General features: G+C 42.9%; 20 protein-coding genes. 9 read left to right on the forward strand and 11 right to left on the reverse strand.

What is annotated here, in order from left to right; translation table 11 throughout:
- Nucleotides 1-16: 16 nt before the first annotated feature.
- The gene (xerD, locus tag MHM98_RS06560; protein ID WP_343229209.1) at nt 17-886 is read right to left on the reverse strand and encodes a site-specific tyrosine recombinase XerD; all 870 of its coding nucleotides are present in this window, start codon (nt 884-886) and stop codon (nt 17-19) included.
- A 170-nt stretch (nt 887-1,056) separates the two neighbouring features.
- On the opposite strand from xerD, the gene fldB reads away from it, so the two are divergent.
- The 5 genes from fldB (at nt 1,057) to purU (ending at nt 8,438) form a co-directional block, all read left to right on the forward strand.
- Entirely contained in the window at nt 1,057-1,575 is a 519-nt protein-coding gene (fldB, locus tag MHM98_RS06565; RefSeq protein WP_239438460.1) for a flavodoxin FldB, read from the forward strand.
- A gap of 116 nt (nt 1,576-1,691) precedes the next feature.
- Nucleotides 1,692-2,933, forward strand: coding sequence for an ATP-dependent RNA helicase SrmB (gene srmB / locus MHM98_RS06570; RefSeq protein WP_239438461.1), 1,242 nt, complete (start codon nt 1,692-1,694; stop codon nt 2,931-2,933).
- A gap of 192 nt (nt 2,934-3,125) precedes the next feature.
- On the forward strand, nt 3,126-4,313 hold the full coding sequence (locus tag MHM98_RS06575) for an efflux RND transporter periplasmic adaptor subunit (RefSeq protein WP_239438462.1): 1,188 nt from the start codon (nt 3,126-3,128) through the stop codon (nt 4,311-4,313).
- Entirely contained in the window at nt 4,313-7,450 is a 3,138-nt protein-coding gene (locus MHM98_RS06580) for an efflux RND transporter permease subunit (RefSeq protein WP_239438463.1), read from the forward strand. Before MHM98_RS06575 ends, MHM98_RS06580 begins: the two co-directional genes overlap by 1 nt.
- A gap of 100 nt (nt 7,451-7,550) precedes the next feature.
- Complete coding sequence (gene purU, locus MHM98_RS06585; protein WP_239438464.1) at nt 7,551-8,438, forward strand: formyltetrahydrofolate deformylase; 888 nt, start codon at nt 7,551-7,553, stop codon at nt 8,436-8,438.
- A 70-nt stretch (nt 8,439-8,508) separates the two neighbouring features.
- On the opposite strand, the gene MHM98_RS06590 is transcribed toward purU, so the two are convergent.
- From MHM98_RS06590 to MHM98_RS06600, 3 genes are read right to left on the reverse strand one after another with little or no spacing between them, the layout of a single operon-like run.
- Nucleotides 8,509-8,910 (reverse strand): phosphate ABC transporter substrate-binding protein, encoded by a 402-nt coding sequence (locus tag MHM98_RS06590; protein ID WP_239438465.1) that lies wholly within the window; start codon nt 8,908-8,910, stop codon nt 8,509-8,511.
- 13 nt (nt 8,911-8,923) lie between these two features.
- Nucleotides 8,924-10,072: a porin gene (locus MHM98_RS06595; RefSeq protein ID WP_239438466.1), complete on the reverse strand. Its 1,149-nt coding sequence runs from the start codon at nt 10,070-10,072 to the stop codon at nt 8,924-8,926.
- A gap of 20 nt (nt 10,073-10,092) precedes the next feature.
- The gene (locus tag MHM98_RS06600; protein WP_239438467.1) at nt 10,093-11,703 is read right to left on the reverse strand and encodes a methyl-accepting chemotaxis protein; all 1,611 of its coding nucleotides are present in this window, start codon (nt 11,701-11,703) and stop codon (nt 10,093-10,095) included.
- Between the two features lie 469 nt (nt 11,704-12,172).
- Here MHM98_RS06600 and MHM98_RS06605 point away from each other — a divergent pair, with 469 nt between their 5' ends.
- Entirely contained in the window at nt 12,173-12,415 is a 243-nt protein-coding gene (locus MHM98_RS06605; RefSeq protein WP_239438468.1) for a glutathione S-transferase N-terminal domain-containing protein, read from the forward strand.
- 89 nt (nt 12,416-12,504) lie between these two features.
- On the opposite strand, the gene MHM98_RS06610 is transcribed toward MHM98_RS06605, so the two are convergent.
- Genes MHM98_RS06610 through gap form a run of 7 tightly spaced genes read right to left on the reverse strand, consistent with a single transcriptional unit; the run spans nt 12,505 to nt 19,553 of the window.
- The gene (locus MHM98_RS06610; RefSeq protein WP_239438469.1) at nt 12,505-13,149 is read right to left on the reverse strand and encodes a bifunctional 4-hydroxy-2-oxoglutarate aldolase/2-dehydro-3-deoxy-phosphogluconate aldolase; all 645 of its coding nucleotides are present in this window, start codon (nt 13,147-13,149) and stop codon (nt 12,505-12,507) included.
- Nucleotides 13,149-14,099: a glucokinase gene (gene glk / locus MHM98_RS06615; protein WP_239438470.1), complete on the reverse strand. Its 951-nt coding sequence runs from the start codon at nt 14,097-14,099 to the stop codon at nt 13,149-13,151. Before glk ends, MHM98_RS06610 begins: the two co-directional genes overlap by 1 nt.
- Nucleotides 14,100-14,105: 6 nt before the next feature.
- Nucleotides 14,106-15,923 (reverse strand): phosphogluconate dehydratase, encoded by a 1,818-nt coding sequence (gene edd, locus MHM98_RS06620; RefSeq protein WP_239438471.1) that lies wholly within the window; start codon nt 15,921-15,923, stop codon nt 14,106-14,108.
- Between the two features lie 28 nt (nt 15,924-15,951).
- A complete protein-coding gene (gene pgl, locus MHM98_RS06625) occupies nt 15,952-16,638 on the reverse strand; it encodes a 6-phosphogluconolactonase (RefSeq protein ID WP_239438472.1) in 687 nt (228 codons plus the stop codon).
- A 1-nt stretch (nt 16,639) separates the two neighbouring features.
- Nucleotides 16,640-18,109 carry a glucose-6-phosphate dehydrogenase gene (gene zwf, locus MHM98_RS06630; RefSeq protein ID WP_239438473.1) on the reverse strand — a complete coding sequence of 490 codons (1,470 nt, stop codon included), beginning with the start codon at nt 18,107-18,109 and terminating at the stop codon, nt 16,640-16,642.
- A 22-nt stretch (nt 18,110-18,131) separates the two neighbouring features.
- The gene (locus MHM98_RS06635) at nt 18,132-18,467 is read right to left on the reverse strand and encodes an MGMT family protein (protein ID WP_239438474.1); all 336 of its coding nucleotides are present in this window, start codon (nt 18,465-18,467) and stop codon (nt 18,132-18,134) included.
- A 51-nt stretch (nt 18,468-18,518) separates the two neighbouring features.
- Complete coding sequence (gene gap / locus MHM98_RS06640) at nt 18,519-19,553, reverse strand: type I glyceraldehyde-3-phosphate dehydrogenase (protein ID WP_239438475.1); 1,035 nt, start codon at nt 19,551-19,553, stop codon at nt 18,519-18,521.
- Nucleotides 19,554-19,914: 361 nt separating this feature from the next.
- On the opposite strand from gap, the gene MHM98_RS06645 reads away from it, so the two are divergent.
- The 3 genes from MHM98_RS06645 (at nt 19,915) to MHM98_RS06655 (ending at nt 22,143) form a co-directional block, all read left to right on the forward strand.
- Complete coding sequence (locus MHM98_RS06645) at nt 19,915-20,400, forward strand: hypothetical protein (protein ID WP_239438476.1); 486 nt, start codon at nt 19,915-19,917, stop codon at nt 20,398-20,400.
- A gap of 113 nt (nt 20,401-20,513) precedes the next feature.
- The gene (locus MHM98_RS06650; RefSeq protein WP_239438477.1) at nt 20,514-21,374 is read left to right on the forward strand and encodes a DUF692 domain-containing protein; all 861 of its coding nucleotides are present in this window, start codon (nt 20,514-20,516) and stop codon (nt 21,372-21,374) included.
- Entirely contained in the window at nt 21,367-22,143 is a 777-nt protein-coding gene (locus MHM98_RS06655) for a DNA-binding domain-containing protein (RefSeq protein ID WP_239438478.1), read from the forward strand. Before MHM98_RS06650 ends, MHM98_RS06655 begins: the two co-directional genes overlap by 8 nt.
- Nucleotides 22,144-22,239 lie beyond the last annotated feature (96 nt).

The raw sequence follows: 22,239 nt of genomic DNA on the forward strand, positions 1-22,239 counted from the left end.
AATACTGTAATATTAGTTAAGCCCTCGGATGATGCTGACTGTGTAGTTCCTGTAACCTTGCTTTTGCCACATGGGTATAAATCTGTGTTGTCGATAAATCACTATGCCCTAGTAACAGCTGTACAACCCGTAAATCAGCACCGTGATTCACCAAATGGGTAGCAAAGGCATGACGCAGCGTATGCGGTGATAAATCGACGTTGATATTGGCGCGCACAGCATAAGCTTTAATACGGTGCCAGAACGTTTGCCTTGTCATTTGCGTGCCGCGTTTAGAAGGAAATAACACATCACTGGCGTTTTTAAGTAATTCGTTACGAGCTGTTTTTAAATAGTTTTCGATGGCATCAATCGCCATTTCCCCCATAGGTACTAAACGCTCTTTATTGCCCTTACCCACCACGCGAATAACGCCTTGCTGCAAACTAATTTGCGACATTTGTAAACTCACTAATTCAGTTACCCGCATCCCTGTTGCGTACAGCAGCTCTAACATGGCGCTATCGCGACATTCGATGGCATCTTCTAAATCTGGTGCAGCGAGTAATGCCTCAACCTGCTGTTGTGACAGTGTTTTGGGTAACTTCTTATCAGCCTTTGGCATCACGATTTTTGCCATCGGATTACTGCTAATGAGCTCACTTGTTTGCAAAAAATTATAGAAACGGCGCAGCGCGCTAATCATTCGAGTAACACTGGTTTTAGCGCGGTTTAAGCTCACTAAATGATGCTGAAATGACTGAATATCTTCAAAACTCGCGCTATCGACATCGCTATTATTAGCTAAAAGAAATTGGCGAAAGGATTTTAAGTCACTGCGATAACTGCTTAAGGTGTTGTCGCTTAGCCCCTGCTCTAGCCATAACATATCGATAAATTGCGCCACTAACGGATGCTCATCGTGCGCTTTGTCATTTCGCGCCTTATTTGTGACTTTTTGCTGTTGTGGTGAATTGCCTTGCACAATCTCTCCCAGATTTTGATAAACTAGCGCCCAATTTGTTGTCTCTTGGCGTTAATGCTAGCGTCATCTTGTAAAATTTAGTGAGTAACTACATGAAAATAGGTCTGTTTTACGGTTCAACCACCTGCTTTACAGAAATGACCGCTGAAAAAATGCAAGCCTTCCTAGGTGAAGATCTCGTTGATATTTATAACATTAAAGACAGTGGACTCACGCCAATCAAAGATTATGACATCTTAATATTGGGCATTTCAACGTGGGATTACGGCGAATTACAAGAAGACTGGGAAGCGCTGTGGGACGAGTTAGACAACTTCGATTTAAAAAACAAAACCGTTGCTCTATTCGGTCAAGGTGACCAGCTGGGTTATACCGATTGGTTTGTTGATGCCATGGGCTTGCTGCACGATAAGTTATTGCCATTAGGGCCACAAATCGTAGGCTACTGGCCAAATCAAGGTTATGACTTTGCCGAATCTAAGGCGCTGACCGAAGATAAAAGCCACTTTGTCGGCTTGGCACTCGATGATGAAGATCAATTCGATCTCAGCGAAGAGCGTATCGCCACTTGGTTAACGCAGGTGATGGAAGAAATCGCCGAGTTGTCTTAATCTCGACAAGAAATAAAACAAAGTGAGGCGCAGTCCCCACTCTCAGTAGAAATCAAAGCACGATGTGCACGGCGACGTTATAATGGCGCCAATTAATTTTAGGAACTATTTTCATCATGAGTTTTGCAGAGTTAGATCTCGATCCATCATTGGAACAAGCCTTAGCAAAAATGGGCTACGACGCGCCAACCACTATTCAGCGCGAAGCTGTGCCTGCGGCGATGGATCAGCGCGACATCCTTGGCTGTGCCCCTACGGGTACGGGTAAAACCGCTGCGTTCTTACTCCCTGCAATTCAGCATTTGTTGGATTTCCCACGTAACAAACCCGGCGCACCACGCATTCTAGTTGTTACGCCAACGCGTGAGTTAGCTAACCAAGTTTTCGAATACGCCGAGCAGCTGACTGAATTCACAGCACTTAAGCCAATTTGTATTACTGGCGGTGTCACCTATGAATTGCACGAAGATATGCTGCAGAAAAATGCTGACATTCTAGTAGCAACTCCGGGTCGTTTAATCGAGTTTATCGATACCGAAGAATTAGACATGCGCTCGATTGAGTTTTTGATTATGGACGAAGCCGATCGCATGCTAGATATGGGCTTTATCAAAGACATGGAGCGCGTAGCCGATGAAGCGCGCTGGCGACTACAGACTATGTTGTTCTCTGCGACATTAGAAGGTAAAGGCCTTGAGAAATTCAGTGCAACAGTTCTAAAAGATCCAATCCGCGTAGATGCTAATCCATCGCGTAAAGAATCAGCCAAGATCAATCAATGGGTTCATTTAGCTGATACCCTTGAGCATAAACAAGCAATCTTAGCGCGTTTATTGGTTCAACCAGAATTTGAACGCACTATCGTATTCGTTAAAACTCGCGAGCGTTTGGCCGAGCTAGTTTCAACATTACAAAGCCTCGATATTCCTGTTGTTTATCTGCAAGGTAAGATGGCACAAGACAAGCGCAATATGGCACTAGAGCGCTTTAAAAGCGGTGAGCTAAACATTCTTATTGCCACCGATGTTGCAGCGCGCGGCTTAGATATTGATGATATTACTCACGTGATTAACTACGACTTACCGTACACCAGTGATGTTTATCTACACCGTATCGGTCGTACTGGCCGTGCTGGCAAAAAAGGCACCGCGATTTCGATTACCGAAGGTCACGAAATGAAGATCTTAGGGAAAATTGAGCGCTACACAGACCAAAAGCTACGTCGTCGTAAGCTAGAAGGTTTAGAGCCAAAGCACAAAGAATCACGTGTTGTTTCGAAGAAAAAGAAAGTGAAACTCACCACAGCACAAAAGAAAGCCAAGGCTAAGAAACAAGCTAAAAAACAGAAGAAAAAATAGGCTAACTGTTCGTTAGTTAAATACTTTTAATACTAAGCCGCGGATTTCGCGGCTTTTTTATGCACAGTGCAAATTTAAACGTACATTTTTATACATACTTTCATACATATTTTTACATTATTAACATAGTGTTAATGACGGCGATCTGCTATTTTAGCGACCATCAAAATTTCTCTTCAATTCGGAACAGGTATGTCGACGTCAGCGAAAAAAATAATGCGGGTATTATTGCCGTTTTTGTTATTAGTGTTTTGCGGCTTGATCGCTATTGTGATTATGAGCAGCGCACAAAAACCAGAAAAGAAGGAAGAGGTCATCAAAGCACCTCTTATCTCAACTTATGAAGTTGAGCTTTCTGATCAGCCTCTCCTAATGAGTTCATACGGCGTCGTCCGCCCGAAACACAAAACCTCGATTGTTGCTCAAGTCAGTGGTGAAGTTATTGAGATTTCTCCTGTATTTGCTAGCGGTGGCATTGTAGAAAAGGGAACAGTTTTAGCTCAAATTGATCCTAGTGATTACAAGGCTGCATTAATTGAAGCTCAAGCAAATCTTCAGCGCGCTAAAGCTGCATTGCAAGAAGAAGAAGCGCGCGGCATCGTTGCCAAAGAAGAGTGGCGCGGTGCAACATCAAAACTGCCACCAGCTTTAGGCCTGCGTAAACCACAACTTGCGCGTGAGCAAGCAAACTTACGCTCGGCAGAAGCCTCTTTAGCGCGTGCAGAGCGCAACTTAGCCCGCACGAAAATAGTCGCACCATATAATGCGATTATTAACAGCCGCGACATCGATTTAGGCCAGTTTGCCGGTACAGGTTCAACGCTTGGTGTTTTATCTTCGATTGATACTGCTGAAGTGCGCTTACCAATTTCGAGCACTGATTACAGTTACCTAACAGATACCCAAAGCGGAACAGTGTCATTAGCGCGTGAAGAAGGTAACGGTGATGTGCAATGGCAAGGTACTATTATCCGTGACGAAGGCGTTATCGATGAAAACTCACGCATGATTTACATCGTTGCGCAAATCGAACAGCCATATGCGCAATCTCCGAGTTTAAAATTCGGTACCTTTGTTAATGCGCAAATCAAAAGCAAGGTACATAACAACATTGCAGTAATTCCAAATCATTTGTATCAAGATGGTCATGTCACTATGGTGACCAACACACGCCAGCTTCACCAACAACCTGTGACATTGTTAAAGCGCGACAAAAAGAACGTTTACATTCTAGATGGCTTGCAAAACGGTGACTTACTGTTAGACAGTAAACTTGAAAACCTTTACGAAGGTATGAAAGTTCGTGTCGACGGTGACAAAGAACCAGAAGTAGAAACTAAAACTGGCGACGTAGAATTAGCCTCAGGAGATATTAAATAATGGATCCTAAAAAAGGCATCATCGCCTGGTTTGCCCGCAATAGCGTTGCGGCAAACCTCTTGATGATATGTATTATCGTTGGTGGTTTCTTGACGGCAATGTCCATCAATAAGAAATTCATGCCGAAAATAGAAGTCAATGTCATTGCCATTAGTGTCGCCTATCCAGGTGCTGCACCGCAAGAGATTGAAGAAGGCATCAATATCAAGATCGAAGAAGCCATTAAAGAAGTCGAAGGCATTGAAAAAGTTACCTCTACGGCTTCCGAAGGCTCAGGTCATGTCTCAATTACCGTTGAAACATCTTACGATCCTGACAAGGTTTTAGATGAAGTAAAACTGCTAGTCGACGCGATCTCTACCTTCCCGACGAGTATCGAAAAACCGAATATTTATCGGATAAAACCAAAAGAAACCGTACTTTATATTTCTGTCTATGGCGATATCGCTCTTAAAGAAATGAAAGAGCTAGCGAAAACAATTCGCGAAGAAGTAACTGCCCTACCAGGCATAACTCGTGCAGATATTGGCGCAGTTCCAAACTATGAAATAAGTATCGAAGTCACCGAGTTTAAACTGCAAGAATACAACTTAAGCTTTGCGCAAGTTGCTCAAGCGGTGCAGCGCTCGTCAATTGATTTACCCGGCGGCTCAATTAAAGCCCACAATGGTAACATCTTACTGCGTACCAAAGGCCAAGCATACGTCGGTGACGATTTTGAAAACATCGTGGTCAAAACTAATCTTGACGGCTCACGTGTTTATTTAAAAGATATTGCGACGATCAAAGATGGTTTCACCGAAGACGCCAGCTACGTTAAGTTCGACAAACAAGATACAGTTCTTGTTGAAGTATTTAGTGTTGGTGATCAAAGCTCACTTAATATTTCAGAGCAAGTAAACAACTACATTGCAAAGAAAAAAGAAACACTACCTGAACAAGTAAAAATCGATGTTTGGGGTGATACTTCATTCTATTTAGAAGATCGCTTAAACCTGATGCTTAACAATATGATGTCGGGTGCGGCATTAGTATTCATAGTACTAGCACTCTTTATGCGTGTTCGCCTTGCGTTCTGGGTAATGATGGGTTTACCTGTTTGTTTCTTAGGTACCTTGTTATTAATGCCGATGGAATATTTCGATATCTCCATCAACATGATTTCTCTATTCGCCTTTATCATGGTACTAGGTATTGTGGTGGATGACGCCATAGTTATTGGGGAAAGCTCCTATAGTGAAATCGAAAAATACGGTCAGTCTCTCGATAACGTGGTTCGTGGCGCACAGCGCGTGGCCATGCCAGCGACCTTTGGTGTTTTAACCACCATAGCCGCATTCGTGCCTTTAATTATGACTGAAGGGCCAATGAGCGCCTTTACCAAGTCAATTGGTTTTGTGGTCATCTTGTGTCTAGTGTTCTCTCTAGTCGAGTCTAAGCTCATTCTCCCTGCGCATTTAGCCCGCATGAAAATGGCAAAACCGAAAGAAAAAGCCAATCGCTTCGAGCGTATGCGCAATAAGTTTGATAACGGATTGAAGCACTTTATTCAAAACATATACCGCCCTTCAATCGAGAAAGCGGTAGAGTTTAGATACAGCGTTTTAGCCTTATTCTTTGGCTTACTAATCATTTGTTCGTCACTAATTGGCGGCGGTTTCGTTCGCACAGTATTCTTCCCGAATATCACCAGTGATTTTATTCAAGTGAATATTGAAATGAGTGAAGCAACGGCTGAAGAAACAACAATGCGTACCGCACAAATTGTTGAAAACGCGTTGTTTGATGCCAATGAAAAACTGCGTCAAGAATACGGTCAAGACGCCGTTAAGCACAGTTTTGTAGCCATGAATTCGCAATCGAGTATCTTCTTATTCGTTGAGCTTGCCAGCACCGAGTCACGCGATATTAATGGTGAAGCTGTCGCACAAGCATGGCGCGACGAGATCCCAGAGCTACCAAGTGTTAAGAAAATTTCGATGAATGCGTCACTTGGCTTTGGCGGCGGTGCACCTATTGCGTTCCAACTTAGCGGCAAGGACTTGGATTCTCTTAATGCGGCCACCAAAGAGCTCAAAACTAAACTTGGCGAATATGAAGGTTTAGTTGATATTGCCGACTCTTCAACCTCTGGTCGTCAAGAAATCAAACTCAATGTCAAACCAGCAGCTGAAGCCATGGGTATTTCGCTATCAGATCTTGCCCAGCAAGTTCGTTGGAGTTTCTACGGTTATGAAGCACAGCGTATTCTGCGTGGCAAAGAAGAAATCAAAGTTATGATCCGCTATCCGCTTGAAGAGCGCCGCACTATCGGTCAACTTGAGCAAATGCGTATTCGTACCAATACTGGTATGGAAGTACCATTCTCTGCCGTAGCTGACATTGAAATTGGCGAAGGTTTAGCGAGTATTGTGCGTGTTGATGGTCAGCGCTCGGTAACAGTATCTGCCAACATCAATAAAGACAAAGTAGAGCCAGGCAAAATCATGCAAGATATTCAGCGTGACTATATACCAGATCTACTAAGCCGCTACCCAAGTGTTAGTTCAAAAGTGGATGGTGAAGCCAAGCAAGAGGAAGAAGCGAAGTGGGATATGCTGCGCGGCGCATTCTTCGCCCTATTTGCTATTTATGCGCTAATTGCAATTCCACTGCGTTCATACGGTCAGCCGCTGATTATTATGTCGGTGATTCCATTTGGTATTATTGGCGCGATCTTCGGTCACTTTATAATGGGATTATCACTGAGCATGATGTCAATGTTTGGTATGGTTGCCCTGATTGGAGTTGTAGTTAACGATTCACTAGTGATGGTGGATTACGTTAACAAAGCCCGCGAAGAAGGCATACGTATTAAAGACGCCGCAATTAACGGCGGTTGCGCTCGCTTTAGAGCGATAATCCTAACCTCACTCACCACTTTCTTTGGCCTAGTTCCAATTTTAAGTGAAACCAGTATGCAGGCACAAATATTGATTCCGATGGCGGCATCTATCGCCTTTGGTATCTTATTCTCAACGGTAATCACCTTATATCTAATTCCGGTGTTATACGTGATTGGTACCGATGTTAAAAATGGTTTCCGCGGTTTAAGAAACTTGTATCGCTCAGAGCCAAGTCCTCTAGAAAATCAGTAAGTTTCTAATCCGACATCAGCGAAAAAGCCAAACCAATATCGGTTTGGCTTTTTTTATGCACAGCGTTATAGTGAAATCAAAAACATTGGAGTTGATATATATGTCTTTAGCACAAGTCGAAACAGCCCATCAACAAACCCAAATCATTACCGCCGATTGTCCTAGCCAACCAGGGACTGTTGACGTATTAACCCGCTATCTTTATGTCAGCGGTTTTTACATTAACGAAATCCATTCATTTGACGATGTTGATAAACAGCGATTCTTTATTCGCATCGAGTTTAGGCCACAACAAGATAATACCTTTGATCGTGAGAAGTTTATCGAAGAGTTCAGCCCCAAGGCAGAAGGCTTTAAGATGAATTGGCAACTGCACGCCAAAACGCAAAAATCACGTGTTTTAATCATGGTATCTAAACACGACCACTGTCTTAACGATCTACTCTATCGCTATCGAACCAATGATCTTAATATCGAAATACCAGCGATTATTTCCAATCACCCAGATTTAGAAGATCTCGCTAAATGGCACGGTATTCCCTACTATCACCTACCAATAAGCAGCGATACCAAGCCACAGCAAGAAGCACAGGTTTGGAAGATAATTGAAGAAACACAAGCGGATTTGGTGGTATTAGCGCGTTACATGCAAGTGTTATCGAGTGAAATGTGTCAAAAGCTTGCAGGGCGAGCCATTAATATTCACCATTCATTATTGCCGGGTTTCAAAGGAGCTAAACCATATTTCCAAGCGTATGACAGAGGCGTCAAGCTGGTGGGTGCTACAGCACACTATGTGAGTGATGACCTCGATGAAGGACCAATTATTAGCCAAGGTGTTGAACCTGTTGATCACACCTATTACCCCGCAGACTTAACCGCCAAAGGACGTGATATTGAATGTTTAACCTTAGCGCGTGCAGTGCGTTATCACATCGAACATCGGGTATTTTTACACGGCGATAAAACTGTGGTTTTTTCTGACTAAACCGTTACTCAGCGCAATAAAAATGCCAGTCGATTGACTGGCATTTTTTATATTGATGCAACAGAGCCTATTAAAGTGTGATAGCTGCTTTAACTGTACCATCTAGGTTAGCGCTATCAATGTACCCGATAGCATTCGGATTACTCGCCACGAACGCTTTTATTTCAGCGTCAGATGCAAATTCTTTCGGCGGTGTTCCTTTGCCAGAAAATACGAGCTTTGACCAATAAGCCTTAACTTGACTAGAGCTCTTATTGAGTGCCTTCTTATTAAATTCAGCTCGCAATGCATTACCACTACTGGCATTTACAGGCGTATACTTTTTCATTTTACCGAGGAAAATACGAGAAACGTCACTCTTGGTCAGTGTTGCTCCATTCCCCTTGTTTACGACAACTACAATTTCAGCTTGCGCCACAGAGGTTATTAATAGCCCCGCCATAATTACTACAATGCTTAGTATTTTATTCATGATAGAGACTCCCTTAGAATACGGTAACTAACGCAGCTTTAACAAGTGTTGAATCTTGTTGGCTGTTAAGATCATTTTCAAATTGAGTAACTTCAAATTTAAACGAAGCAGTTGGATGGAAGTCATACTTCAAACCTACCGTTAAGTAACTCTCATCACGCATTTCATTCGCTATAATTCCCTGCGTAGCAGTGTATAACGGCGCAATAGCAGCGACATTATTAGGTACACCTGCAAGTAGGTTTTCTAGCTCGTCATCATCTTTGCCGTAAGTTACATGTAACGTAAATTCGTCGAAGCGTTTACCCACTGATACATAATATGAATCATCATTTGAGAAAGCAGCTCCCTCAATGTCAACGCGGGTAAATTCACCAACGACAAAAATATCGTTGTAGTCAATTTGAAAACCTAGCTCTGCGAACCATACATCGTCTTCTTTAGTTTCAATACTGTTGGCAACATCTTCAAAGCCAGCCGCTTTCCATCCGTCAATAACTGGTGAAATAGCATTAACTGGAATCGTCATTTCTGCTTGGAAATATGCAGTACGCAGCGTCAACCAATCGCGATTCACTGTCCAAGCAGCGCCAACTAAGTTCTTAAAATCAGGATTTACCTCTTCGCCAGTTGAAATGGTTAATTCGTCGCGATTACGACCGAATACAGCGTGGAAAGTACTATCAAACTCTCCTAATTGAGACGTATAAATTGAACCGACTCCATCAAAGCTATCAAAAGCAAGGTTATAAGCTCCTGCTGGCGGTGCTATCCAGTGATAAGCAAAAGATACATCTAAAAAGTCTGAGTACATAAAAAACGGAGCGCGCTGGCGACCAGCTAGAATCTTCCAGTTATCATTAACCTCATAACCTAAGAAGGCCCATTCAAAGGATGGCGACCAATCATCTCTACCGCGTGCAATCAGCTGCGCCGTAACGCTAAAGCCATTTTCTAAATCACTCGACGTTTGTAATGCAAATAGAGAGTCTTGGTTGAAATCAATATCGTTAGTGTAACCGAGATATTTCTCATTCGATGACGTTGTTGTACCCGCTGCTATGGTTGCAAACCCCGAAAAATCAATATCGGCGCCGTAGCTTGATGTAGCCACTAGCAACGGAATGCTCGCGCATAGCGATTTTAATGTAGTAGGTTTCATAGTTAGTCCTATTGGTTAAGTTATACTTTGAATTGACGTGCAATGGTTTCTAAGTCACTTGCAAGATCAGATAATTGTTCACTAACTTTGGCAATTTCCGTCGATGCGCCGACAGCTTCATCTGTACAAGACTGAATGTTGTCAACGTGGCTTACCATAAGTTGGGAAGTGTTCTGTTGTGCTTCGGTTTCAGATGCAATAGCGCTATTCATATCGGCGATAGTGTTCACCGTATCGTTAATCACGACTAGGCTTTCACCAGCGATATTGGCACTCTCGACACTGGTATCTACTTTCTTCTTAGATTGCTCCATAGTCGATACAGCAGCTTGTGCTGCCGATTGAAGCTGCTCTAGCATTTGGTTGATTTCTTCGGTGGATTCTTGAGTACGCGATGCCAAACTTCTGACTTCATCTGCCACTACAGCAAAGCCTCGTCCCTGCTCTCCTGCACGTGCTGCTTCAATAGCGGCATTAAGCGCCAACAGATTGGTTTGTTCAGCAATTCCCTTGATGACATCGAGTACAACATTGACACGATTGGTATCTTGTTCGAGCTTTAAAATGGTGTCAGCCGACTCATTGATATTAACGGCAAGCTCTCGAATATCCTCAACGGTACTTTCCACAACTTCCTTACCACGTACCGCTTCAGTATTTGCGTTCAGAGCAGCATCTGCTGCGTTAGCGGCATTAGCAGTGATAGAACTTACGCTGCTAGTCATGTCCTCTACTGAACGTTGTGACTCTTCAACACTTTGCTTTTGGTTATCAAAAGTTTGCATCGATTGATTAGACAGTTCGCTAATTTTTGATGCGGTATTAGCCAGCGGTAAAGCAGTTTGCACCACATCGCTAATAACGCCTTGCAACTTTTCAATAAAATTATTGAACCAATAAACCAAATCACCGAAATCATCTGTAGAGTTCGTTTTTAAACGAACGGTAAGATCGCCATTGTCCTGCGCTATATTCTGCATCGACTCAATAATGTCTCGCAGGTTTGAGCGAATAGCGTTGGCAATTGGAATAGCCACAGCAAACAAGATCCCAACGGTGATTACCGCGAGAATTAATCCGATATTTGATGCTTGCTTTGACGATGAAATAACATCATTTAAGGCAGTATCAAAGGCAATGCTGCGTTGCTGTTGAAAGGCGTTGAGCAGTGCCTGCAGAGCAGCTAAATCCTTGTTCATGGTTTCACTTTTCGCACCAATTTTAGAAAAGTCAGCACTGCCATCAACCAGCTGCTTAGACAGTTCAAAAGCATTATCGTAATACTTATCAAATGCGATCAATATTGCTGATAACTTGTTGGCATTATTTCCGCTCAACGCTTTTACCTGATTTAATTCGTCACGAAACAGATTCGCCAACTCTTGTGCATTAGACAGTAACTCAGCTTCTCCCGTAGTTACGGCGCTACCAAGCGTTTCTTTAATTTTATCAAGAGTCACTAAGCTCTTGTCTGCGGCCTGCAAGAGCGGAAACTCAACGTTTTTAGCGCTGCCTAAGAGTTGTTCAGTGGTATTCATGTTTGAAAAGGTGACGGCTAGATAGCTCAAAAAGCCAATTACGCCGACGATGGGGATCAGGAGGATCTTGTATTGCACCGATAGAGATTTCATTTACGCACCGTTTTGATTAGTTATCTAATTTAAAGAGTCATTAGAGGCTTCGTCCTTAAGCAATAAAAGTTGCGAATTCACAACCGATGTCTGTCCAATCATTCGACTAAAGTATAGATGGCAAATAATTAATCAGGCGCGGTGCTAACTTTTAACGTGACAAAAATCACGCGTAATCTCATGATTACATTAAGTTTTGCGGTAACCCATCGCAGAACTGATACAAACTAATGTTGTTGACTTAAAAGCCATACCAATGGTGTATTGTCGACCTTAAAACGTGATAAATAGCCCTATAAATCGCAGCACTTAATTACCAAATTTATCCAAGTGGAATACAAAAATATTAAATTTAACTATTTTTCGAAAAATTCGTCGCGAGACGCCGATAGTAAGTAAATGAGCTATTTTGAAATAAATTAGGGTTGAGATAGGTCTGATTGGATAACTAAAACTAGGAAGATTACAAATGACATATACGCTTTATCACATGGGACACTGCCCCTACTGCAAGAAAGTTATCAAGCAAATAAAACAGCAACAATTATCCGTCAATTACAAAGATTTGGATATTCATCAAAAACTGCGCAACGAGCTAAAAAACGGGGGAGGTAAAATTCAAGTGCCTTGCTTGTTGATTGAAAAGAAAGGCCAAAGCGCACAGTGGATGTACGAATCACAAGATATTATTGATTATTTACAGCAGCTGTAAAAACCAAAAAACCACAACAAACGTGACCTTGCTGTGGCAAAAACGGATAGCTCGCCGTCATTTTTAACGACGAGCTAAATTTTTAAAGGTTATGATAAGGCTGCGACAGCTTCTTTACATAACTGGGTAATTTTATCCCACTCACCTGCTTCAACCAGATCGACCGGTACTATCCAACTACCGCCAATACAATCAACAATATCTAACGCCAAATAGTCCGGAGCATTAGTTAGTGAAATTCCACCGGTCGGGCAGATTTTAATACCTTGGAAAGGTGCGCCTAAAGCTTTTAGCGCTTTCACACCACCGTTAGCTTCAGCTGGGAAAAATTTAAAATGATCATAACCATGATCTTTTGCATTCATTAGTTCTGACGGACTCACTACGCCTGGAATAAATGCCATATTGCCTTGCTGTCCTGCCGAAAGTAATGCGTCGGTTGCACCTGGGCTAATGGCAAATTTACCGCCAGCCGCAGCAACGTCAGCCAGCTGCTGTGTGTTTATTACAGTACCAGCGCCAATGAGTGATTCAGGGAACTCGGCAGCGATTTGTCTAATTGCTTCCAATCCATGTTCGGTACGCAAAGTAACTTCCATCACATTAATACCGCCGTCTAATAATGCTTTGGCGAGTGGTAAAGCCTGCTCAATCTCAGTGATAACAATAACAGGAACCACTGGACCCGCACTAAAAAGTTCACTTGGCTGAAGTGTCCATTGATTACTGCTCATTATAAATTTCCTTGTTGTTGAGTGAGATAAACCTGTGCGCCAATAAGGCCTGGTTGTGGCTCAGTAATTAGATGAATTGGCGCCTTTAGCGCGTAATCGCTAAAGCGTCCTTTGCAGCTAAATGCGTTAACAAAAGCTTTTTTATCAAGTACATCGATGATGCGAGGCATAATGCCACCAGCAATGTAAACGCCGCCGAAAGCGCCACTAGTTAGCACCATATTTCCGAGATACTGCGCAAGCACATCACAGAAGATTTCCATGGTTTCTACGCACAATAGATCACTCTTTTTGATATAGGCTTGGCTAATTTGGCTGGCATCAAATGCTTGCGCATCAATGCCATCGATAAAGGCTAATGACTGGTAAATATTGACGATACCTTGACCTGACAACAGTCGCTCAATAGACACGTGTTCAAACTTCGCCATTAAATTTTCAAGCAATTTAAGCTGGCGAGGATTAGTCGGCGCAAAATCAGCATGACCACCTTCGCCACTAACGCAGTGGTAATAACCATTAACGTTTATCAGTTGCGCGACACCTAAGCCCGTGCCCGGACCACAAACAATACGCGGTGCAGTTTCTTGATAATCGCCTTTGTGAATCGTCGTCAACTGCTGCTCGTTTAATGAGGCAAGCGACATCGCAATGGCGGTGTAATCATTAATGAAGTGAACCTGATTAAAGCCAAGCGCCTTTTTCACAGACTGTTTTGAAAATGACCAACCAAGATTAGTCATAGTAAGAACTTCACCAACGACTGGGCCAGCGATGCCAAAACAAGCATCGTTGACTGTTAAGCTATTTTTTTCTACGTAATGCGCAACTACTGATTCAAGAGAGTCAAACTCAGCACATTTAAAACACTCTAACTGAGTGATTTCGCCATTATCTATGGCGGCCAAACGAATATTAGTTCCGCCAACATCGGCAATTAAATTCACCATTTCCATTTATCCTTCGGCAAATAAACAACAAGCACCTTGCTCGGCACCTGATAATTGACTACGCATTGCGCCAAACATTTCACGTCCCATACCAATGCGGCTTTCAGCCAACTTCGGCTCGGCGTTTTCGCGTTTAGCCAGCTCCTCTTCGCTCACTAACAGCGTTAATTCACCACTATTGGCGTCAAGGCGAATTAAGTCACCTTCGATAACTTTAGCCAATAAAGAGCCATCGATAGCTTCTGGAGTAAGATGAATAGCAGCAGGTACGTTACCCGATGCACCAGACATACGACCATCAGTCACTAACGCAACCTTATAACCTTGACCTTGGAGTACTGATAATGGCGGCGTTAATTTGTGTAATTCCGGCATGCCGATAGCACGCGGACCTTGGAAACGAACTACAACCACACAGTCTTTATTTAGCTCACCCGCTTTAAAGGCTTTATCTAAATCGTGTTGCGATTCGAAAATTACCGCAGGCGCTTCAACAACCATCTGCTCAGGATTTAGCGATGATGTCTTAATCACACCACGGCCTAAGTTACCCGCCATTAACTGCAAACCACCGTTAGTTTGGAATGGCTTATCGATACTGGTTAATACCGTTTCGTCGCCACTTTTCTCAGGCGCGTCAACCCAATCGAGTTCACCATCAACCAGAGTAGGCATTAGGGTGTAACGCTCTAGGCCTTCACCAACGATAGTTTTAACGTCATTGTGCAGGTAGCCACCGCGTAGTAATTCACGGGTTAAAATAGCCATACCACCAGCTTGCTGGAAGTGATTTACGTCCGCCTGACCGTTTGGATAAATACGCGTGAGCAATGGCACTGCTGTTGATAGCTCAGCCATATCAGACCAATCGATAATAATGCCCGCGGCACGTGCAACAGCCACAAGGTGCATGGTTAAGTTAGTAGAGCCACCTGTCGCTAACAAGCCAACAATGCCGTTGATCATCGATTTCTCATCGACGATTTCGCCAATCGGCAGATATGAACCACCTTGGTCGGTAATACGGCTTACTTGTTTGCCAGCAAAGTCTGTCAACGCATGACGCAACTTGCTGTTTGGTGCAACAAACGATGAACCTGGTAATTGTAAACCCATCATTTCAATGACTAATTGATTCGAGTTTGCGGTGCCATAGAAAGTACAAGTACCAGGCGAATGATATGACGCCATTTCAGCATCGAGTAATTCAGACTCGTCCGCTTCGCCTTTGGCATAAGCCTGACGCACCGCTGCCTTTTGTTTGTTCGGGATACCAGACGGCATAGGACCTGCTGGTACAAATACTGTTGGCAAGTGACCAAAGCTTAACGAACCCAGTAATAATCCAGGTACGATTTTGTCACAGATACCCAGCATTAATGCGCCATCAAACATGTTGTGAGATAAACCAACTGCAGTTGTCATCGCAATTACATCACGACTAAGTAGGCTCAACTCCATGCCCGGTTGACCTTGGGTCACACCGTCACACATTGCAGGCACACCAGAAACAAACTGAGCAACAGAGCCTTCACGTGCGATAGCCTCTTTAAGCTGACGCGGATAGGTTTCATAAGGCTGATGCGCCGACAACATATCGTTGTATGATGAAACAATACCAATATTCGCCTTAGTTAAAGATTTCAAATCGTCTTTAACTTCTTTACCACAAGCTGCTACGCCATGGGCTAGGTTGCCACAAGACAGTGCGCCGCGCATTGGACCTTCACTACGCGCTGCACCAATTTTGGCTAAATATGCCTGACGCGTCTCGCGACTTCGCTCGATAACGCGCTGGGTAACACGTGAAATAATCGGATTCATACTATTACTCTTTGCTTTGCTCAAAGCCTTACTGGCTAATTAATACAGCTAAATTTTCGTGTTGTTTTATTACCGCTGCAATTGGCATTTTCTTTACATCGTCAAGTTGCTTAGCTTGCTCAAATACCGTTACTTTGTTTACACCGCTAAGTGGTAAATACACCTGCTTAGCTTTTAAAATTTCATTTAACGTGAGGCTAATGCGCTCAAATGGTGCCGTTGTCGGCTGTGTTGCAATGAGGCGTCCGTTATTATCTTTCGCTATTGCTGCATCTACCTGCTCACTACATGGGAAAATAGACGCTGTGTGACCATCTTCACCCATGCCTAAAATCAGCACATCGATTTCATTAATATCTCGGATTTTAGCAACGGCGCTATCGACGCCATCGAAAGCACTTTCTTCATTGCCAACTAAACCAATAAAGTTCGCTTTAGCCGCAAAGCCATTTAGAAGGTGAGTGTTAACTAATAACTCGTTGCTGCTTTCGTGCTTGCTATCAACCCAGCGATCGTCAACTAGGCTAATGGTCACCTTATCCCACGCCAATTCTGTTTGGCTAAGTTGCTCAAATAACGCGATTGGCGAACGACCACCTGAAACGAAAAAGCTTGCTTGCCCTTTTGATTCAATAGCTGCACTCAATTTAGCAGCGATATCACCTGCTAAAAATTCCGTAATTTCAGCGCTATTGTTAAATTCTGTAAGTTGCATATTATTCATCCCACGCACGGCCATCGCGTGCAATTAAACCGATTGAAGCTACTGGGCCTGAGCTACCTGCTGGATAGGTGGTAAGTGGCTGACCTGTTGATTTCCACGCCGATAAAATGCCATCACACCACTTCCACGAGGCTTCAACTTCATCGCGGCGTACGAATAGTGCTTGATTACCTTGCACTACTTCTAACAGTAAACGCTCGTAAGCATCAGCAATACGTTGGCCTTCAAAGGCTTGTGAGAAACTTAAATCGAGTTTAGTTGTTTGCAGACGCTGTGATTGAGTCAATCCAGGTACCTTATTAAGCATCTGAATTTCAACACCTTCTGATGGTTGCAGGCGGATGGTCAGTTTGTTTGGCGGTAAATCTTTGTAATGCTCACTAAACAGGTTATGAGCTGGATTTTTAAAGTAAACCACGATCTCAGAAACCTTAGATGCCATACGCTTACCCGTTCTTAAGTAGAAAGGTACGCCAGCCCAACGCCAGTTATCGATTTCCGCTTTAATAGCGACAAAAGATTCAGTGCTACTTTGAGTGTTAGCACCTTCTTCCTCTAAATAACCTGGTACAGCTTTGCCTTGAAGGAACCCTTTGGCGTATTGGCCACGGACAGTGTTATCAAAAACATTGTCAACATTAATGCTTTTAAGTGCTTTTAATACTTTTACTTTTTCATCGCGAATATCATCGGCATCAAGACTAAGTGGAGGATCCATAGCCACCAAGGTTAAGATTTGAATCAAGTGATTTTGTAACATATCGCGCATTTGACCAGCTTGGTCGAAGTAACCCCAGCGGCCTTCGATACCTACCTCTTCAGCAACGGTAATTTGCACGTGATCGATATTGCTATTATCCCACTTCGACGAAAACAGCGAGTTAGCAAAACGTAAATCCAAAAGATTTAGAACAGTTTCTTTACCCAAGTAATGGTCGATGCGGTAGGTTTGTGATTCTTTAAAATACTGAGCTACTAAATCGTTTACTTCATTTGAAGATAGTAAATCATGACCAATGGGTTTTTCGAGTACAACGCGAGAGTTGTCATGATTTAAACCCGCTTGCGATAGACCTTCACAGATGTTGCCGTAAATAGAAGCAGGCACAGCGAAGTAATTGATTAACGCATTATCGGTACCGGCAACCAGCGCCGCTAATGATTGATAGCTGCCAGCGTCTAACAAATCTAATTGCAGATAACTCACTTTGCTAATAAAGCGCTCAACAACAGCTTCATCAAGAGGTTCACTAATAAATTCTCTAAGACAAGCTTTTACATTCTCTAAATATTCGGCTTGGTCAAATTCATTACGCGCAACACCGATAATGCGGCTACCGGCAGCTAGTAAATCAGCTTTTTCTAATTGATAGAGCGATGGAAGAAGTTTGCGTCTCGTTAAATCCCCCTGACAGCCGAATAACACGATGTCAGAAGGGTGAAGGGTATTATCTTTACTCATGGTAGGAGCCCTTGAAAACTCTTTAAAAACTTAGTTCAAACAACAGAGTATCTAAACTCGGTTGCCATTGATGTTTCGCTAAATTGACTTTACTGCCCTTTAACTCAACACCTTCTTCCCGCAACAAACTCAGTTGCAGTCGATGGCTAGGTTCACCTACTGGAATAGAAATCTTGCCTTGACTATTAACTACTCTATGCCAAGGAACACTGTTATCTCTATTCGCTTTAAGCGCTTTACTAACCATGCGAGCTCCCCTTGGAAGCCCTGCTAAATCGGCTACTTGGCCATAGCTCGCGACGTAAGACGGTGGAATTAATGACACCACAGACAATATTTTTCGATATGATTTGTTCATCCACAGATCATATCCTACTTGCTGTCATTAATCCCCTAAAACCGTGCTAGCTTATGCAACCTCAGCTGTATTAACAGCTGGTGCATTATGCAGTGCAACAGCGTTATCCAACATACGATTACTAAAGCCCCACTCGTTGTCATACCAAGACATCACTTTTACTAAGCGGCCAGCAACACGAGTTTGCGTTGCATCGAAAATCGAGCTGTGTGAGTTGTGATTAAAGTCGATAGACACTAGTGGTAACTCGTTAACATCAAGCACGCCTTTTAGCATTTCGCTTTGCGCTGCTTTTGCTACCAATTCATTGATTTCTTCAACGCTAGTATCACGTTGAGCGATAAATGATAAATCTACTAATGAAACATTTGAGGTAGGAACGCGAACAGCCATGCCGTCGAATTTACCTTTTAGCTCAGGAACTACTAAACCTACTGCCGCAGCAGCACCAGTGTTTGTTGGGATCATTGACATTGCTGCTGCACGAGCACGACGTAAATCGCTGTGTGCTACATCTGATAACACCTGATCATTAGTGTAAGCGTGAATCGTCGTCATTAAGCCAGATTCGATACCGATAGCATCATTTAAAACTTTAGCGAACGGCGCTAAACAGTTAGTTGTACAAGATGCGTTAGAAATTACCGTCATATCGCTGGTTAATTCGTGATGATTTACACCGTGAACCACTGTCGCATCAACATTCTTAGCTGGCGCTGAGATAATTACTTTCTTCGCGCCAGCTGCTAGATGCGGTTGCACAGCTTCTTTAGACGTAAAAATACCAGTACATTCAAACACGATATCGATATCTAGTTCATTCCATGGAAGCTGACCCGGATCGCGCTCGCTAAACATCTTAATATCATCGTTATTTACCGTCATCACACCATCGTTGTAGCTCACATCACAATTAAAGCGGCCGTGCACCGAGTCGTATTGCGTTAAGTGAGCGCTTGACGCGCCATCACCTAAATCGTTGATGGCAACGATTTTTACTGGTGAGTCTTTTTTCTCTTCGTATAAAGCACGCAAGATATTGCGACCAATACGACCATAACCGTTAATAGCAACTTTAATTGTCATTTTATTTCACCTTTTACACTGAGGTAATTCAATTTCATGTAATTTAATTACAAAAATACACAATCAAGGACTGAAAAACAACTTTAATAGCAGGTTATTTTGGTTTTATTACAAACAAAAATAGTTAACTTAAAGATGAGTAGCAAAAATTCGTTATTTAATAACCAAGTAGGTCATTAACTATTATTAGCAAGCGAAAATGTCATATGTTGAGGTGAGTGTTTTTATACGGTAGCTTTAGTATTACTAGGCTAATTAAGCTAGTGACTTCAGAAGTTTTTTCAAATTAATAAAAATTATGTGAAAGATAAAATCGTCTCGGCGGTCTTAATACTCGATAATTAAATAAAGGAAAATTTCCATGAGTTCACAATTAAAATCAAAAATCGGTGGCGCTTCATTAGCAATGGCAGCAGCAGGTCTAATGGGTTGTGCAGCAACAGCTGATTCAAACACTGCAGCAGCTTCTTCATCAGCGAAAGCTGAAGTAGCGGCAAACACAGTTGAACTAGTTCACTGTTACGGCGTTAACAAATGTAACGGTCACAACGACTGTAAAACCGCTGAAAATGCGTGTAAAGGTCAAGCAGTATGTAAAGGCCACGGCTTCGTTGCTATGCCAGCTAAAGCATGTTCTGATGTTGGCGGCGAACAAAAAGACGACTGGGTTGGTAAAACAACTAAAGTTGACCTAGTACACTGTTACGGCGTAAACGTATGTAAAGGTCACAACGACTGTAAAACTGCAAACAACGCTTGTAAAGGTCACGCATCTTGTCAAGGTCAAGGTTTTGTTGCGACAGGCGCAAAGTCATGTGAAGCCATCGGCGGTAAAGTTGGTGCTTAATTGATACTTCAGATCAATTAATCTTTAAAAGGGAGACTTTATGTCTCCTTTTTTATCCCCAAATTGAGCTGAGATTGGTTATAGTCACAGCAAAGTAATACTGAGTAGCGTCCATGATTAACAATCACTTTTTAGGTTTTGGCCTCGGCCTGCGTATTCCGCATTTCGAAGATGTTCTAAACGGTAATCACAATATCGATTGGTTTGAAATTCTGTCAGAAAATTACATGGTAGACGGTGGCAAGCCTCGTTATTACCTAGAACAAGTAGCCGAGCGCTACCCAGTAGTGATGCACGGTGTTTCCATGTCGATTGGCAGTACCACGCCTTTGGACACCACTTATTTAAAACAACTTAAACAATTAATGAATGATGTGAAACCACGCTGGATTTCAGATCATTTGTGCTTTACCCAAGCTAACGGGGTAAATAGTCACGATCTTCTGCCGCTACCTTACACCGAAGAAGCAATAAATCACGTTGCTAACCGCATCATGCAGGCACAAGATTATATTGGCGAACAAATGCTAATAGAAAATGTCTCTAGCTATCTCACTTACAAAGAATCTGGCATGACCGAATGGGAGTTCTACAACGAAGTCTGTCAACGCGCCGACTGTTTAATGCTATTAGACATCAACAATATCTACGTTAGCGCTCGCAATCATCAATTTGATGCGATGGATTACGTCAACGCCATCGACGGCAAGCGCGTACGCCAAATTCACTTAGCAGGTCATACTGACTATGGCGATTACGTCATCGATACTCATGATCACGACGTATGCGATCCTGTGTGGGATTTGTATCGCGCTGCGGTGAAAAAATTTGGCGCGGTAAGTACCATGATCGAGCGTGACGATAACATTCCACCATTTGCAGATTTAGTGGCAGAACTAGACATTGCCAAAAAAATTGCTCATCAAGAATTGCCGGATTTAAGCAGTTGGAACAAGGAAACAGCCAATGTCTGATCTCGCGCGTCTACAACAACAATTCGTCGCCTTTTTACAAGGACAAGAATCAGCGTTTCCTGAACTTATTGGCGATCAACCACCGGTACCTACCGATGTTAGGCTTAATATTTATCACAATGCCTATCGCATGCGACTGCGAGAAACCATCGATAATGACCATCCTATTCTAGGCACGTATCTTGGTGATGAACTCTATGACTTGATGGTGGCTAACTATATCGACAGCTATCCATCAAAAGTAAAATCACTGCGCTATTTTTGCGACGCTATTCCGCAGCTGTTAGCTGAGCAAGCGCCTTTTAATCAGCATCCTATTTTATCGCCACTAGCAGCATTCGAACGTATCTTGCTTAGCGGTTTCGACGCTAAAGATGCCGCTGTTATTGGTATTAACGAATTAGCGACTCTGCCAGCAGAGCAATGGCCGGAGCTAACCATTGCCTTTCATCCAAGCGTACGCATTTTTGAAGAATCAATAAATGCCGTTGAAACCTGGCAAGCACTAAAATCAGAAGTTCATCCGCCGCAGCCAACTCCGCACCCGCTGCCTATCTACTGGTTAGTGTGGCGCAACCAAGAGCGATTAACCGAGTTTAGACATCTGCCACCAGCCGAAATGGTGCTCTTAAAACACTTTATCGAGGGTGGTAACTTCGCCGATGGTTGTGAACTACTCACTGAATACTTCCCTGTTGATGAAGTCCCTGCCCACGCAGTACAAATGCTGCAAAACTGGCTCAATAGCGAATTAATCACCAGTTTCTAACTGTATTTAATAGGTGTTACACGCTTTGTAACACCTATCATTCACTTCTTGAGTCAGATTGATATAAAATAAGCGCATTTTTGTAGCCAGTGAATA

The sequence above is a fragment of the Psychrobium sp. MM17-31 genome, assembly GCF_022347785.1.
Taxonomy (GTDB): Bacteria; Pseudomonadota; Gammaproteobacteria; order Enterobacterales; family Psychrobiaceae; genus Psychrobium.